This is a genomic window from Marinobacter sp. G11, assembly GCF_021282325.1.
GTDB classification, from domain to species: domain Bacteria; phylum Pseudomonadota; class Gammaproteobacteria; order Pseudomonadales; family Oleiphilaceae; genus Marinobacter; species Marinobacter vinifirmus.
Window position 1 is genome coordinate 202060 of sequence record NZ_JAJSPB010000001.1, and the last position, 15045, is coordinate 217104.

Here is a 15045-nt window from a genome sequence, read left to right on the forward strand (position 1 = left end):
ACCGATTACTCGGCAACAACCGCCAGCTTGATAGTAACTTCAACATCAGTGTGCAGCTGCAGTTCGATGTCGAACTCGCCGACAGTCCGGAGCGGACCTTCCGGCAGACGAACTTCGCTCTTCTCGACTTCAGTGCCACCGGCAGAAACAGCTTCTGCGATGTCACGAACACCGATAGAACCGAACAGCTTGCCTTCTTCACCAGCCTTGGAGCTGATGGTGAAGGACGCACCTTCCAGAGCCTCGGCACGGGCCTGGGCAGCGGCCAGCTTCTCAGCGGCAGCTTTTTCCAGCTCGGCACGACGCTCTTCGAACGCCTGTACGTTTGCAGCCGTGGCAGGAACAGCCTTGCCATACGGCAGCAGGAAATTACGACCGTAACCGGCCTTAACCTTTACCTTGTCACCCAGGGAGCCAAGGTTTGCTACTTTCTCGAGCAGAATAACTTCCATCTCGTTAACCTCTTCGTGCTTTATTCAGCCGGCCCGGCGGGTTTTATTCGCCCCCGGATATCCAGCCAGCTATCCACAAAAGCCAGAACCAACAAAAGCATCATCAGACTCGGACCCAGCAGAACCAGTAGCACATAGAATGCTACCAATCCCTGCCCGCCCCACTGTTTACGACCAACAAACCCGTGCACCAGTGCCAGCGAAGCGATGAACAGCGGTGTACCCGCAGCCCATGCCAGCAGCATGGAATTGAGCCCCAGTAGCGGGCCTATCACCATGGTGACAGCGCACACAACCGCAATGGCCGGCGACAACCTCAGGGCATGGAATTCCTTGCGGAAACCTCCGGGGTTATACAGCCCCGCCTGCCATGCCCTCGCCAGCATTGTCATACCAATGGCCGTGGCGAAATAGGTGCCCGCCATACTGGCGTTCATGGTGTTGCGGATGATCAGCTCAAGTTCGCTGCCCAGTGACCGCGCCACCTCGGCGTTGTATTGCTCGTAAAACCCGACACCGGCCTGGACCAGTTCGTCCAGCAGTGCCGGATACATCAAGGGCATCATCAGCCCTGTCAGTATCATCAGAAAGGCGCCCGACAGCAGCGCTCTCTCCCAGGACAGCGATGTTCTGAGAATCGACGCCATGAGCATCACCTGCAACAGCACCACCAGCGCGGTCGGATCCTGCCCGAAGGTGGCCCAACCCAGTGCGGGTAGTACTGCCCAGAGACCGATATTCAGCCCCTGCCGGATGCCCAGTCGCAAAATGACCAGGCCGATAACTGCTGCGCCAATCCAGAACAGCAAGGGTAATGCAGTCGCAACTGCCGCAACCCCGCCGGCCTGCATGGGACCGCGCATTACATACTGTGCCAGTGCACGCATGGTCCCGGGTCCTGTCTATCTGTGCTTAGTGATCGTGGCTGTCCGTATACGGCAGCAGTGCCAGGTAGCGGGCACGCTTGATAGCGGTAGCCAGCTGACGCTGATAACGTGCTTTGGTGCCGGTGATGCGGCTGGGCACGATTTTGCCGGTTTCAGTGATGTAGCCTTTCAGGGTGTCCAGATCTTTGTAATCGATCTCTTTAACACCTTCTGCCGTGAAACGACAGAACTTACGACGTCTGAAAAAACGAGCCATAACGTAACTCCTAACTCCGGTTAATTACTCTTCTTCGTCCTGGGATGCGCTGCTCTGACGGTCGTCAGAATCAGCTGAACGACGCGGACGATCGTCTCCGCCGGAACGACGGTCCTCGCGGGACTCAGCGGCTTTCATCGGAGACATGTCGGTAACAGCCTCGTCGCGACGCAGAATCAGGTCACGGATGATGGCATCGTTGAACCGGAAGTTATGAGTCAGCTCGTCCATAGCGGCCTGTGAACATTCGGCGTTCATCAGTACGTAGTGAGCCTTGTGAATCTTGTTGATCGGGTATGCCAGGTGACGACGGCCCCAATCTTCCAGGCGATGTACCTTACCGCCATCTTCAGTGATGACGCTGGTATAACGCTCGATCATCGCGGGCACCTGCTCGCTCTGATCCGGATGTACCATGAAAACGATTTCGTAGTGACGCATGAGTTCTCCCTACGGGTTAAACAGCTTTCTTCTTTCGGCGATCCTTCCGGACCGCGACCCAGCGTGAAAGCAAGGAGGTGACAGCAAAGCTGCCGGCTTCTTTTTTGCTTTATCAACAAGGCACTTACGGGTAAGGCCAGATCAAAAGCGACGTTTTGCAGCCCGGAATACAGGCAATACAAAACCGCCCCTTAAAAAAGGGGTCACGTATTCTAGGCCCAAGGGGCCTGCAGTGCAAGGATTAACCGAGTCGCTGGCGCAGGGCTTCGTACAGGCAAACGCCGGTCGCCACCGATACGTTCAGGCTGTCGACATGGCCCTGCATGGGGATGTTGATGAGCTGGTCGCAGTGTTCCCGGGTCAGCCGGCGCATACCCTTGCCTTCGGCCCCCATAACCAGCGCTACCGGCCCCTTGAAATCAGCCTGGTACAGGCCGGCATCGGCCTCGCCGGCGGTGCCGATCAGCCACACCCCCAGGTCCTTCAGCTCCCGCAGGAAGCGGGCCAGGTTGGTTACCCGCACAAAGGGGACGGTTTCTGCCGCACCGCAGGCCACTTTACGGGCCACCGGTGTGAGCGAGGCGGACTTGTCCTTGGGCACAATAACGGCCTGGACACCAACCGCATCTGCGGTGCGCATGCAGGCACCGAGATTGTGCGGATCGGTTACGCCATCAAGGACCAGCAAAAACGGCGGCTTGTCGCTATTGGACAGCTGGGCCAGCAGGTCGTCTTCCGTCCATTCACGGCTTTCCGACACGGCCGCCACAACACCCTGATGGACGCCGGACACGCGTTCATCCAGCTCCCGGCGGTGCACTACTTTCCAGCGCACACCCAGGCTATCCAGGGCATCGGTCACCGATTTTACGCGCTTGTCCTGCCGTCCGGTCTGGATCCATACCTGCTGAAGCCGTTCCGGCTCCCGCTTCAGCACCGCATCCACGGCGTGCCAGCCAAATACATATTCCTGAGACACTAACGATCAATTCCTGTGTAACTGGTTACTTGCGGGGCTTGCGCTTCTTGCCTGCCGCCGGAGATTTGCCCTTGCCACCTTTGCGCGCTGCGTCCCTGGCCGCTTCAGCCGCCAGCTTTTCCTTGGCACTGGCCGGCTTGCCGGTACGCTTACCGCCTTTACCACCCTTGCCTGCACGATCGCCCCGACCACGGGACTCTCGCTTGGACATATCCAGGGCATCGCGGTCTGCCGTGCGCTTCTTCGGGGTGCTGACCAGCTCCAGGTCAATCTTGCGATCTTCCAGGTCGACCCGCACCACCTTCACACGCACCTCATCACCCAGGCGGAAGCTGACTGCCGTGCGCTCGCCGATCAGGCGATGCTTGGCGGCATCGTGGTGGAAGTAGTCACCACTGAGGGTGGAAACGTGCACCAGGCCTTCGATGTAGATATCAGACAGCTCCACAAAGAAACCGAAAGGCACCACGGCGGCAATCACACCGTTGTACTCCTCGCCCACGTGGTCACGCAGGAATTCGCACTTCAGCCACGCCATCACATCCCGGGTGGCATCATCAGCCCGGCGCTCGGTCATGGAACAATGCTCACCGAGCTGTTCCATTTTGGCGAGGTCGTAGGGGTACTCTGCCAGCTGCGGATCCGCCACCTTGGGTGAGACCACATCCTTGGTCACTTCCGGATTATGGATGCGGGACTTGATAGCCCGATGCACAATCAAATCCGGGTAGCGGCGAATCGGCGACGTAAAGTGGGTATAGCTGGGGAAGCCCAGGCCGAAGTGGCCCGCTTCTTCCGGGCTATAGACCGCCTGGCTCAGGGAACGCAGCATCACCATCTGGATGACGTTGGCATCCGGGCGATCCGCCACCTGCTCCAGCAACTGCTGGTAATCACCGGAGGTGGGCTTGTCACCACCACCCAGCTGCAAACCCAGCTCGCCCAGGAACAGGCGCAGGTTGCCCAGACGCTCTTCCGACGGGCCATCGTGTACCCGGTAAAGCGCCGGCATCTTGTGTTTTTTCAGGAACCGCGCCGTCGCCACGTTGGCGCACAGCATGCACTCTTCCACAATCTTGTGGGCATCGTTCCTGTGCACCGGAACGATTTCCTCAATCTTGCGCTCGGGATCGAACACAATCTTGGTTTCGGTGGTTTCGAAATCGATGGCGCCCCGCTCGGTGCGGGCACGGCGCAGCAGCTTGTACAGTTCATACAGGTTATGCAGGTGCGGCAACAAATCAGCGTAATGGCTGCTGAGCTTGTAGCCCTGCTCGGTATCCGGATGCTCCAGCATGGCACTGACCTTGTTGTAGGTCAGCCGGGCATGGCTGCGCATCACCGCCTGGTAGAAGGTGTAACCACTGATATTACCAGCAGCACTGATGGTCATATCCGCCACCATACACAGGCGATCCACGCCCGGATTCAGGGAGCACAGACCATTGGAGAGCTTCTCCGGCAGCATGGGCACGACATGATCCGGGAAATACACCGAGTTGCCACGCTGAATGGCTTCTTCGTCGAGCGGGGAGCCCGGACGCACATAGTGGGATACGTCAGCAATCGCCACTACCAAGCGGTAGCCGCCACGGGGGCGCGGCTCGCAATAGATGGCGTCATCGAAATCCCGGGCGCTTTCGTCGTCGATGGTCACCAGCCGCATATTGCGGATATCAACCCGGTTGGCCTTGTCCTTCTCTGCCACTTCGGCAGGAATCGCTGCTGCCTGCTCACCCACGGCGGACGGCCAGCTGTGGGGAATCTCGTAGGAACGGATGGCCACATCAATTTCCATCCCGGGCGCCATGTGCTCCCCCAGGATTTCGACAACCTGCCCTGTCGGCTGGGTACGGATTGTCGGCTGACGCAGAATCTGTACGACTACATACTGACCATGCACCGCCTTGCCTACGTGCTCGTCCGGAACCAGGATTTCCTGGTTGATGCGGGCATTCTCGGGCACCACGAAGGTAATACCGCTTTCCTTGAAGAAGCGGCCAACGATCTGCTCGGTACGGTGCTCGAGCACTTCAACAATTTTGCCTTCCCGGCGACCACGGTCATCCACCTGGTCAACCCGCGCAGCTACACGGTCACCGTGAAACACCTGGCGCATCTGGCGCGCGGTGAGAAACAGGTCGGAACCGCCATCATCAGGAATCAGGAAACCGAAGCCGTCCCGATGCCCGACCACCCGGCCGGTTACCAGGTCTGCTTCTTCTATAGGCAGGAACGCATCCCGGCGGTTACAAATCAGCTGCCCGTCGCGGCACATGGCAATCAGCCGGCGGCGAAGGGCTTCTATACCTTCCTCGGAAGTTTGCCCAAGCTCCTGGCACAGAGTCTCATGGGTGGCCGGTGCCCCCCGCTCTTTCAGGTGCTGGAGAATAAACTCCCGGCTCTGGATGGGGTTTTCGTATTTCTGAGCCTCGCGACTGGCGTGAGGGTCTTTGTGTTCTTTCTTCCTGGAAACCATTCGGATCCTTGCTATCTGGCCGCGATACTGCGGCGGAATTCATTATCCCTGCAGTATAACGTTGGTATGTCGAACCTGCCTAACCAGGGGACAATTAATAGGCACAAATACGGCGAAAACTTTTTTTGAAAAAATGTTTGACAGCCCCGAACGGAATCATTAAAGTACGCGCCATCGGTTGAGGGGAACACCTCACCAGGCTGGCAGAAACGCTAGGTTTTCAACAAACTAACAGCGAATCTGCAAATCACCTGCCGAGGTGGTGAAATTGGTAGACACGCTAGCTTCAGGTGCTAGTGGGGGCAACCCCGTGGAGGTTCAAGTCCTCTCCTCGGCACCATTTCCTCCCCCAGGAAATGGCAAAGATTCCAGAATCATACCCAATAAACTCTGTCAGTGACTCTGATCAGGGATTTTTTTTGTTTTCGCCACGGCTTGCCCTGTCTCGCCGACAAGCCGCGAAGCATCAGGGCCCGGCGTTATTCGAGCTGCCCGAGCAAATATTCTGAAAGCCTCTGATAGTCATACTCTACCCGGGCATAGGCGGAACTTGGCGCAGCCACTTCGGTACCACAAGCCCGATTACCCGTGTACTCGGTCAAATAGGCCAACTCGATATGCTCAGCATTCTCCTGCTCGGGCACCCCTGCGTAACGCAAGACCCACTGAAAGCCTCCTTCAGCGCTCACGTTATCCAGCCCCGCCAGGGCCGGATCCAGAAACGCGTAGCGAAGCAACCGGTTAACGGTCAGCGTTTCCCCGCCAGCTGAAACCAACTCCCGGGTGTCATAATCCGCAAACAGGCCGGTGAATCCGTCAGGCTGAGGCTCGTAGCCCGTAAAGTCATAACCATACTTCCGGGTAACCACGTGGTCTTTCTCCACGGCGTCCTCAATCGCCTCGCATTGTTCGCCTTCACCACTGAACCTGAGAGATGCTGTTTCGACGTCACCTTCTTCCAGCCGGTAGCCAAGGAAGCCGGCCGGTGCCTCAGCCGGCTCGGGAACATAGCGGATTTTCTGGCCGGTAGCGGTGATCTCAGCAACCACTTCCTCCACTCCACTTTCGCCCTCGCTCCAGCTATAGACGACGTCCGGAGTTCCGCCCAGTTCCGTGGAGTCCGGTGAGATGCCCTCATGGCTGTGGCAGGTGGTAGACGTTTCAAAGGTAATACGCTGCTCAGCCCAATCAAAGCTCAGGCGCTCATCCACAACACCATCCGGATCATTGTCCGGGTCCGACACTTGCCGGCTTTGGGGTGACAGTGAAACGGCGGGGCGCCACTGGCTGGCCAGCTGGCCGGGAAACCCATTGACCTCGATCAGCCGTGCCAGTTCAGGCAAGGACGGCATCATACAACCATTGGCATGGACAGCCAGCAGTTGCCCGCCCTGCGAATACTCGAACTCAAGTTCGGCGGAAAGCTCCAGGCCGGACGTGCCGGAGGGCAAGGTTCCGGATTCCGGATGGGCATAGACACTCTGGGCTGAGAGCAGCAACGGGTCGCTTAGTTCCAATGCGACCTCCGGCAGTTCCAGCGCCTCGGCGACTACACCGGCATAATTTCCGCCAGCACCGGCTGCTTCATCGACCACTGCAATCACCGCTGGTGCATTCTGCACCAGCGAAATCGCCAGCAGGTTCACCGCCTGCAGGCTGAGGCCTCGCTCGGTGCCATCGCTGCCGGCTTGTGAAAGCGCCTCCTGATAGGCCTCCGGCAACTGGCTGGCCATAAACCGGGCCAGTGCCCGTGCATAGGCGTGGGCCTGGTCATCCTGGCCACGAATGTAGTCGGCCAGGAGGTTAATGCCGGCAAGGCCTACCGCTGAGTTATCAGGGATGCCCAGATACGAGCCCAGGCTGAGGCGAGCTCGGTGCCGCGCCAGGGTGGTCAGGGGAGTAACGTTGGTGACACCGGGGCTGGCCGAGAGAACAAACGCCTTCTCTACCGGCCGGTCACCGCTATCGCTCTGCTCAAGGGTCTGCCCCGGCAAAGCGACGGCATGCAAGGGGTACTGCCGGGGGTCCAATGCCCGCCCGACCTCAGCCGGCAACTGAAATTCACTGATGTCCAGGCTGAAGGCACCACCTTCGCCACTCATGGTGGTGGGCTCCCCGGACTCCAGCACGGCAGTATTTCCATTATCCAGCGTGACTTCCAGCGGACCCGGTGTGTACTGGCCGTCGCCATCCACATCCAGCCACACCCTGGCATTCCTCAGATAGCCATCAATCACCCGCCCCTGATAAGGCGCCGGTTCGCTGTAATTCACGCCATCGAATTCGCGGCCATCCACGGGCAGCTGGTCGGATTCTTCGCCACAACCGGCGATGGCAAGGGTAAGCAGGGGAACGGAGAGAGCAGTCAGGCGTTTCATCGCGGCAACCGGTTATCCTTGTTAGAGGTTGTGCCGCTACTTTAGGGGATGTACCGCCGGGAGACCTTGACAGGCTTGGCAAATTGTAAAGTTTGGTAAAGCACTGGCCCCGCACGGTGTCGGGGCCAGCCGGGTCAAAACCCTCAGAATGAACGAGCCACGATTTCCTTCATGATTTCGTTGGTGCCGGCATAGATGCGCTGCACCCGCGAATCGGCCCAGGCCCTGGCAATGGGGTATTCCCACATATAGCCGTAGCCGCCGTGCAGCTGCACACATTCATCCATCACCTTGCACTGCAGGTCTGTGGTGTGCTGCTTGAGCATGGCTGCAGTGGGGATATCCAGCTTCTTGTCCAGGTGCAGCTCAAGGCAGCGGTCGGTAAACACCCGGGCGGCCGTGATTTCGGCTTTCAGCTCCGCCAGCTTGAAACGGGTGTTCTGGAACGCGATAACCGGTTTACCGAAGGCTTTGCGCTCTTTCACGTAGTCCAGGGTCCACTGCCAGGCTGCTTCGGCAGCGGCTACGGCAGTCAGAGCCACTTGCAGGCGCTCCGCCGGCAACTCCTGCATCAGCTGGAAGAAGCCCTGCCCTTCCATGCTGCCCAACAGATTATCGGCCGGCACTTTTACATCTTGGAAGAACAGCTCGGAGGTGTCCTGGGCCTTCATGCCCACCTTGTTCAGGTTCTGGCCTTTCTCGAAACCTTCCCAGGCGGTTTCCACCAGCAACAGGCTGGTGCCCTTGGCGCCTTCCTTGGGATCGGTCTTGGCCACAACGATCACCAGGTCTGCCAGCTGACCGTTGGTGATAAACGTTTTGGAGCCATTGAGATTGTAGTGGTCGCCCTGACGAATAGCGGTGGTCTTTACGCCCTGCAGGTCAGAACCGGCGCCCGGCTCGGTCATGGCGATGGCGGTAATCATTTCACCGGAGGCCATTTTCGGCAGGTACTTCTGCTTCTGCTCTTCCGAGCCGTAGTTCAGGATGTACGGCGCCACAATATCGGAGTGCAGCCCCCAGCCAATGCCGGACAAACCGGCCCGGGAGATTTCTTCCATAATCACCGCCGAGTAGCGGAAATCGGCCCCTACGCCGCCGTACTCTTCCGGCAGCATCGGGCACAGGAAGCCCAGCTCCCCCGCCTTTTGCCAGAGCTCGCGGCTGACCTGGCCATCCTTTTCCCATTGCTCGTGATAAGGCGCGGCTTCCTGTTCCAGGAACTTGCGAACGGAATCGCGAAAGCCATCAAGATCGGCGTCGAACAGAGTACGTGGAATCATGCTGAACCTCGGTGAACGGGTTGGTTTATCGTTGTGTCCAGCAAGTCTGTGGCGGAGCGGGTTTTGGCTCAATGGTGAAAACCATCAATCGCTTTGGCCAAAACCAACGCCCCGGGAAGGCATCAGTCCGCGTTCTTTGCACCCCAGCGCGGGACGAGGGTTTGCGGCAAGTCCAGGTGGTCAAGAATCCGGGCCACCATGAAGTCCACCAGGTCATCCAGGGATTGAGGGTTGTGATAGAAACCCGGACTGGCCGGCATGATCACCGCCCCCATACGGGTGAGCTTGAGCATGTTCTCCAGGTGCACTTCGGAGTAGGGAGTTTCCCGCAACACCAGGATCAGTTTGCGGCGCTCTTTCAGGGCAACATCCCCGGCCCGCTCGATCAGGTTGTTGCTGGCACCGGTGGCCAGGGCCGACAGGGTGCCGGTGCTGCAGGGGCAAACCACCAGCGGGGCTTTCTCGCCGGAGCCGGAGGCCGGGGGCGAGAACCATTCTTCCCGGCCGAACACCTGCACCTGGCCATCTTCAGCACCGGCATAGGCCGCCAAAGCCTCCGCCATGGCGGGTGTGGAGCCGGGCAGGCGAAAATCGGTTTCAGTGGCCATCACCACCTGGGCCGCCTTGCTGATCATCACGTTCACCCGGCAACCGTTGGCTACCAGGCACTGCAGCAGGCGCAGTCCGTATTGGGCCCCGGACGCGCCGGTAAATGCCAGGTTAATTACCGGTGATGTTTCAGCCACGACGCTTCTCCAGTTCGGCGACCAGTTTGCGGTGAATACCACCGAAGCCACCGTTACTCATGATCACAATGTGGCAGGTTTCCGGCAGCTGATCCACGGCCCGGGCAATCAGGGCATCGACCGACTCTTCCACGCCGTGGTGGTCCAGCTCGCCGTGCTCGGCACGCCAGCCGTTCACCAGTTCCGGCAGCCAGTTCATCTCGCTCAGGTTACCCCAGAGCACTCGGTCTGCTGCCGCGGCACTGGGAATCAGGGTCTGCTGGTGTACACCCTGTTTCATGGTGTTGGAACGGGGCTCAATAATGGCAAGAATCGGCTCGTCCCCCACCTGGCTGCGCAAGCCCTCGAGGGTCAGGGCAATGGCAGTCGGGTGATGGGCAAAGTCGTCATACACCCGCACGCCACCAACCTCGCCCACCAGCTCCATCCGTCGTTTAACACCGGAGAACCGGCACAGGGCGGCCACGGCATGGTCCGGCGTTACACCCACATGGCGGGCAGCGGCAATGGCTGACAGCGCATTACGCACGTTGTGCATACCCGTCAGTTTCCACTTCAGGGTAGCCACCGGCTGCTCGTGGTGGATGACCATAAAGCGGCTGCCGTCCTCTGCCAGCAGCTCCGCGCGCCAGTCTGCGGTGCGGCTGATCTCGCTGCCGATGGCGGTATCCTGCACCGGGCTCCAGCAGCCCATTTCCAGCGCATTATCCAGGTGCTGGTCCAGGGCCGGACGAATGATCAGCCCCTGGGACGGAACGGTACGCACCAGGTGGTGGAACTGGCGCTCGATGGCTTCCACGTTCTCGAAAATATCGGCGTGGTCGTATTCCAGGTTGTTCAGGATCAGGGTGTTCGGGCGGTAATGGATAAACTTGGAGCGCTTGTCGAAGAACGCGCTGTCGTATTCATCGGCCTCGATGACAAAGAAGTCGCTGCTGCCCAGGCGCGCGGACACCGGGAAATCCTGGGGCACTCCGCCCACCAGGTAGCCGGCATCAAACCCGGCCTGGTCCAGGATCCACAGCAGCATGGCGGTGGTGGTGGTTTTGCCGTGGGTGCCGGCCACCGCCATCACCCAGCGATGGCGCAAGACTTCCCGGGCCAGCCACTCGGGGCCGGACATGTAATCAATGCGCCGATTGAGCACCGCTTCCACCTCCGGGTTGCCCCGGGACATGGCATTACCAATCAGCACCAGGTCCGGCCTGGGCTCCAGGTTCTCCACCCGGTAGCCTTCCATTAACGAGATACCCTGGGCCTCCAGCTGGGTGCTCATGGGCGGGTATACCCCCTGGTCGGAGCCGGTCACAGTGTGCCCCAGTTCCCGGGCGATGACCGCCAGGCTGCCCATGAAAGTGCCGCAGATTCCCAGTATGTGTATGTGCATTAAGGTAAGGCCTCCGGTTTGAAACCTGCCAAGCCTCTACCATACTTTCTACGGGGTCAAGGGCACGGTATATGCTCATGAAACTTCCACCTGATTCGCGTATGATTTGCGCCATCATTGAACCAGCAGGAGGCTTTAGCCCGAGATGGCTATCAAGAATGCGTTTTATGCCCAGTCTGGCGGGGTAACCGCCGTTATTAACGCCAGTGCCTGTGGCGTTATTCAGACCGCCCGCCAGCACCCGGACAAGATCGGCAAGGTGTTTGCCGGCCGCAACGGTATCATCGGCGCCCTGAAAGAAGAGCTGATTGATACCAGCCTGGAGTCAGACGACGCCATCCAGGCGCTGATTCATACCCCGGGCGGCGCTTTCGGGTCCTGCCGCTATAAACTGAAGAACCTGTCAGAAAACCAGCGCGAGTACGAACGCCTGATCGAAGTGTTCCGTGCCCACGACATCGGCTACTTCTTCTACAACGGTGGCGGCGATTCCCAGGACACCGCCTACAAGGTGTCCCAGCTGGCCGACAAGATGGGTTATCCGATTACCTGCATCGGCGTGCCCAAGACCGTTGATAACGACCTGCCGTTCACCGACTGCTGCCCCGGTTTTGGCTCGGTCGCCAAGTACATTGCCACCTCTACCCTGGAAGCCAGCCTGGACATCAAGTCTATGTGCGAAACCTCCACCAAGGTGTTCATCCTGGAAGTGATGGGCCGGCACGCGGGCTGGATTGCCGCTTCCGGCGGCCTGGCCGGCCAGGGTGAAGGGGAGCCGCCCCACATCATCCTGTTCCCGGAAATCCCGTTCAACCGGGAGAAGTTCCTGGAGCGCGTAGACCAGTGCGTGAAAGATTACGGCTACTGCGTGGTGGTTGCCTCGGAAGGTGCCCAGTACGAAGACGGCCGGTTTGTAGCCGACGCTGGCGCCAAGGATGCCTTCGGCCACACCCAGCTGGGCGGTGTTGCACCGGCCCTGGCCAATATGGTGAAACAGGCCCTGGGCCACAAGTACCACTGGGCCGTTGCCGATTACCTGCAGCGCGCAGCGCGGCACATTGCCTCCGCTACCGACGTAGAACAGGCCTACTCCGTGGGCAAGGCTGCCGTGGAAATGGCCCTGAACGGCAAACAGGCATTGATGCCCACCATCGTGCGGGACCAGGCCAAGCCTTACCGCTGGAGCATTGGCCAGGCCAACCTGAGCGAAGTGGCTAACCAGGAAAAGAAAATGCCCATCCACTACATTACGGATGACGGCTTCGGCATTACCCAGGAGTGCCGTGACTACCTGCAGCCGCTGATCGAGGGCGAGAGCTTCCCGCCGTTCGAGAATGGCCTGCCCAAGGTGGCCAAGCTGAAAAACCAACTGGCCGAGAAAAAGCTGAAAACAGAGTTCACCCTGTAACAGCTATCGCCAGAAACACAAAGGCCCGGCTTTTTACAGTCGGGCCTTTGTGTTTCCGGAAGACGGAAAATGGCGTCAGGCGGGCTGCCTGCGCACGTAGGCGGAGAAATCGTCGTAGCCGCCAACGCATTCGTCACCCACCAGGATCTGCGGCACGGTATACACCGGGCGGCCAATCCTGTCAGCAATATCCTGCTTGCTCAGCCCTTTCTCGATCATGTCGACCCATGTGTAGGGCATGTTCCGGGACTCGCACAGATTCTTCGCGGCAACGCAGAACGGGCAGCTCATGCGACCGTAGATGGTAACCTGCTCCATAAAACCTCCTCGGGAAATAAAGGAAAACCAAAACCTGAAAGTTGCGCAAATGATGACAGCTCGTCCGGGGATTGGAAATTGGCACTTACCATTACAGCCATAGTACTTTACGATTCAGCCATGGAGACGCCATGGCCTACCTGACCCTTTTCCTGACCGCCTTCGCGGCCGCTACCCTGCTGCCAGCCTACTCCGAGATCCTGGTGGGCACCCTGGTGAACCAGGATTACACCCTGTTCTGGATCTGGTTCTGGGCCACCGCCGGCAATACCCTGGGCTCGGTGGTGAATGGCATCATTGGCCGGCAGGTAGACAGGTTCAAACACAAACGCTGGTTTCCGGTCAGCGAACTGCAACTGCACAAAGCCCGCAACCGGTTCAACCGCTACGGCCAGTGGTCTTTGCTGCTCGGCTGGCTGCCGATCGGGGGTGACGCGCTCACACTAGTGGGCGGCATTATGCGGGTGCCCTGGCTCAACTTTGTGGTGCTGGTAGCCATCGGCAAGGGCTTGCGCTACGCCTTTGTGATCTGGGTGGTACTCGAAGCGTCCGGGTTGGTCGGATCCTCACCGTAAAGGTAACGGCGCAACAGTGGCTCACCATTAAACTCGGAATGCATCACTGCCACAAAGGTGTACACGCCAATCAGCTTCCGGTTCAGAAACACGAACTCCTTGGGCGGTACCCGGAAGTAACGGCTGATGGCCGAGCGTGCCGCCTGCCGGGCCACCCGGGAGGGCAGGTCGCTCTGTTTCCAGCGGTACTGGCCGTGGCTGTTCACCGCATAGTCCGGCCACTGGCCCTGGTCCCGGGCCAGGGGCTCCAGCACCGACATGCAAACCTGTCCGAACTTTTCCAGCACTTCCCGGGGCCAGTCGTAGCTCATAAAGCGCAGCTTCACGCCGCCCTCGATCACCTGCTCCAGGTCGTCTTCATAAGACGCGCGGATCATCTGGATGACCGGATCCAGAAACTCCCGGGAATAGCTTTGTACCGCACCGAAATCGAGCAGCACAATGCGATCATAATCCGGCTCCTCCCCGGCTTCACCGGCAATACGAATGCGGTAATTGCCGAAGTTGGGATCGGTCTGGATTTCGCCCCAGACAAACAGCTCCCGGAAAAACAGCTCAAGGGCCGCCTTGCCCAGGGCGCTCCGGCGCTCCAGGGACAGCTCCCGCACTTCCTGGGAGCCTACGGAATGGCCGTGTTCATAGGTTGAGGCGATGATGTGATCGGTGGAATATTCCGGCAGAACCCGAGGCACGATAAACCGGGGATCGTCCGCCAGCATCTGGCGGAATTTTTCCGTGGTGCGGGCTTCCAGCCGGTAGTCCACCTCCCGGTGCATCATCTGCCGGACTTCTTCGAGCCAGTCATTGAATTCGGGGCCGAAGCTCACCAGCCTGGCCACTTTCAATAACTGGGCCACGGCGTTGAGGTCGCTGTCTACGGCATCGGCCACGCCGGGGTACTGAACCTTCAGCACCAGTTCCAGGCCATCACTGCGGCGCACGGCGCGGTGCACCTGCCCCAGCGAGGCAGCGCCTATGGGTTCCGGGTCTACCTCCAGCTCTGCCAGCCGGTCCGCACCGATTTCCGCCTTCAGCACCCGTTCAATGGCCGGCCACTCCAGGGAAGTGGTCTGGTCTTCCAGGGTATGCAGGGCTTCAGTCACTTCTTCCGGCAGAAAGTGCTCGCCGTACAGCGCCATCACCTGGCCGATCTTGACCACACTGCCCTTCAGGCGGCCAAGCTCATCCACCAGGAACCGGGCCTGGCTGGACAGCATGGCCTTGTGCCTTTGCTCACGGGTGTCTTTGCTGCTGAACCAGTTGGTAGCCATGTGGGAGGCCATGCGGGTTCCAGCAAAGAGACCGGCCTTGGTCAGCGACAGCCGACGCTCAAAACTACCGGTCTTGATGCGTGAGACGGATTTTCCGGAGCGCCTTTCTGTCATGAACGACCTGTCTTTGTCTGGGAATTTGCTGCTTTTCCGATACTTCCATGCATTATACGGATCCTGCCCCG

General features: G+C 59.3%; 14 protein-coding genes and 1 tRNA gene. 3 read left to right on the forward strand and 12 right to left on the reverse strand.

The window, feature by feature from the left end:
• Positions 1-5: 5 nt before the first annotated feature.
• From rplI to rnr, 6 genes are all read right to left on the reverse strand, one after another.
• A complete protein-coding gene (gene rplI, locus LWH94_RS00925; RefSeq protein WP_022987835.1) occupies positions 6-452 on the reverse strand; it encodes a 50S ribosomal protein L9 in 447 nt (148 codons plus the stop codon).
• A 20-nt stretch (positions 453-472) separates the two neighbouring features.
• Complete coding sequence (locus LWH94_RS00930) at positions 473-1339, reverse strand: hypothetical protein (RefSeq protein ID WP_232900842.1); 867 nt, start codon at positions 1337-1339, stop codon at positions 473-475.
• A 25-nt stretch (positions 1340-1364) separates the two neighbouring features.
• Positions 1365-1595, reverse strand: coding sequence for a 30S ribosomal protein S18 (gene rpsR, locus LWH94_RS00935; RefSeq protein WP_008937282.1), 231 nt, complete (start codon positions 1593-1595; stop codon positions 1365-1367).
• A 24-nt stretch (positions 1596-1619) separates the two neighbouring features.
• Complete coding sequence (gene rpsF / locus LWH94_RS00940; RefSeq protein WP_058340370.1) at positions 1620-2036, reverse strand: 30S ribosomal protein S6; 417 nt, start codon at positions 2034-2036, stop codon at positions 1620-1622.
• 241 nt (positions 2037-2277) lie between these two features.
• Positions 2278-3015 (reverse strand): 23S rRNA (guanosine(2251)-2'-O)-methyltransferase RlmB, encoded by a 738-nt coding sequence (gene rlmB, locus LWH94_RS00945; RefSeq protein ID WP_232900844.1) that lies wholly within the window; start codon positions 3013-3015, stop codon positions 2278-2280.
• Positions 3016-3040: 25 nt separating this feature from the next.
• Positions 3041-5494, reverse strand: a complete 2454-nt coding sequence (rnr, locus tag LWH94_RS00950; RefSeq protein WP_232900847.1) for a ribonuclease R — start codon at positions 5492-5494, stop codon at positions 3041-3043.
• A 253-nt stretch (positions 5495-5747) separates the two neighbouring features.
• On the opposite strand from rnr, the gene LWH94_RS00955 reads away from it, so the two are divergent.
• Positions 5748-5834: transfer RNA gene (locus LWH94_RS00955), tRNA-Leu, on the forward strand.
• Positions 5835-5973: 139 nt separating this feature from the next.
• Here the strand turns inward: LWH94_RS00955 and LWH94_RS00960 are convergent.
• The 4 genes from LWH94_RS00960 to mpl form a co-directional block, all read right to left on the reverse strand.
• Entirely contained in the window at positions 5974-7872 is a 1899-nt protein-coding gene (locus LWH94_RS00960) for a hypothetical protein (protein ID WP_232900849.1), read from the reverse strand.
• 143 nt (positions 7873-8015) lie between these two features.
• Positions 8016-9155 (reverse strand): acyl-CoA dehydrogenase family protein, encoded by a 1140-nt coding sequence (locus tag LWH94_RS00965; protein WP_094624608.1) that lies wholly within the window; start codon positions 9153-9155, stop codon positions 8016-8018.
• Between the two features lie 122 nt (positions 9156-9277).
• Positions 9278-9901, reverse strand: coding sequence for a flavin prenyltransferase UbiX (locus LWH94_RS00970; RefSeq protein ID WP_232900852.1), 624 nt, complete (start codon positions 9899-9901; stop codon positions 9278-9280).
• Entirely contained in the window at positions 9894-11288 is a 1395-nt protein-coding gene (gene mpl / locus LWH94_RS00975; RefSeq protein WP_232900853.1) for a UDP-N-acetylmuramate:L-alanyl-gamma-D-glutamyl-meso-diaminopimelate ligase, read from the reverse strand. Before mpl ends, LWH94_RS00970 begins: the two co-directional genes overlap by 8 nt.
• A 145-nt stretch (positions 11289-11433) precedes the next feature.
• Between mpl and LWH94_RS00980 the strand changes: the two genes are divergently transcribed.
• On the forward strand, positions 11434-12696 hold the full coding sequence (locus LWH94_RS00980; RefSeq protein WP_232900855.1) for a 6-phosphofructokinase: 1263 nt from the start codon (positions 11434-11436) through the stop codon (positions 12694-12696).
• Between the two features lie 75 nt (positions 12697-12771).
• Here LWH94_RS00980 and LWH94_RS00985 read toward each other — a convergent pair whose 3' ends face one another.
• The gene (locus LWH94_RS00985; RefSeq protein ID WP_232900857.1) at positions 12772-13014 is read right to left on the reverse strand and encodes a GrxA family glutaredoxin; all 243 of its coding nucleotides are present in this window, start codon (positions 13012-13014) and stop codon (positions 12772-12774) included.
• A 131-nt stretch (positions 13015-13145) separates the two neighbouring features.
• Here LWH94_RS00985 and LWH94_RS00990 point away from each other — a divergent pair, with 131 nt between their 5' ends.
• Positions 13146-13589: a YqaA family protein gene (locus LWH94_RS00990; protein WP_232900859.1), complete on the forward strand. Its 444-nt coding sequence runs from the start codon at positions 13146-13148 to the stop codon at positions 13587-13589.
• On the opposite strand, the gene LWH94_RS00995 is transcribed toward LWH94_RS00990, so the two are convergent.
• The gene (locus LWH94_RS00995; RefSeq protein ID WP_094624603.1) at positions 13529-14974 is read right to left on the reverse strand and encodes an ABC1 kinase family protein; all 1446 of its coding nucleotides are present in this window, start codon (positions 14972-14974) and stop codon (positions 13529-13531) included. The two genes, LWH94_RS00990 and LWH94_RS00995, sit on opposite strands and share 61 nt — an antisense overlap.
• Positions 14975-15045 lie beyond the last annotated feature (71 nt).

What these genes read in the sequence shown, in the direction of transcription:
- LWH94_RS00995 (WP_094624603.1), bottom strand. Translation starts at nt 14,974, where the DNA reads ATGACAGAAAGGCGCTCCGGAAAATCCGTCTCACGCATCAAGACCGGT.
- LWH94_RS00980 (WP_232900855.1), top strand. Translation starts at nt 11,434, where the DNA reads ATGGCTATCAAGAATGCGTTTTATGCCCAGTCTGGCGGGGTAACCGCC.
- LWH94_RS00965 (WP_094624608.1), bottom strand. Translation starts at nt 9,155, where the DNA reads ATGATTCCACGTACTCTGTTCGACGCCGATCTTGATGGCTTTCGCGAT.
- rplI (WP_022987835.1), bottom strand. Translation starts at nt 452, where the DNA reads ATGGAAGTTATTCTGCTCGAGAAAGTAGCAAACCTTGGCTCCCTGGGT.
- LWH94_RS00930 (WP_232900842.1), bottom strand. Translation starts at nt 1,339, where the DNA reads ATGCGTGCACTGGCACAGTATGTAATGCGCGGTCCCATGCAGGCCGGC.
- LWH94_RS00985 (WP_232900857.1), bottom strand. Translation starts at nt 13,014, where the DNA reads ATGGAGCAGGTTACCATCTACGGTCGCATGAGCTGCCCGTTCTGCGTT.
- rnr (WP_232900847.1), bottom strand. Translation starts at nt 5,494, where the DNA reads ATGGTTTCCAGGAAGAAAGAACACAAAGACCCTCACGCCAGTCGCGAG.
- rpsR (WP_008937282.1), bottom strand. Translation starts at nt 1,595, where the DNA reads ATGGCTCGTTTTTTCAGACGTCGTAAGTTCTGTCGTTTCACGGCAGAA.
- rpsF (WP_058340370.1), bottom strand. Translation starts at nt 2,036, where the DNA reads ATGCGTCACTACGAAATCGTTTTCATGGTACATCCGGATCAGAGCGAG.
- LWH94_RS00990 (WP_232900859.1), top strand. Translation starts at nt 13,146, where the DNA reads ATGGCCTACCTGACCCTTTTCCTGACCGCCTTCGCGGCCGCTACCCTG.
- mpl (WP_232900853.1), bottom strand. Translation starts at nt 11,288, where the DNA reads ATGCACATACACATACTGGGAATCTGCGGCACTTTCATGGGCAGCCTG.
- LWH94_RS00960 (WP_232900849.1), bottom strand. Translation starts at nt 7,872, where the DNA reads ATGAAACGCCTGACTGCTCTCTCCGTTCCCCTGCTTACCCTTGCCATC.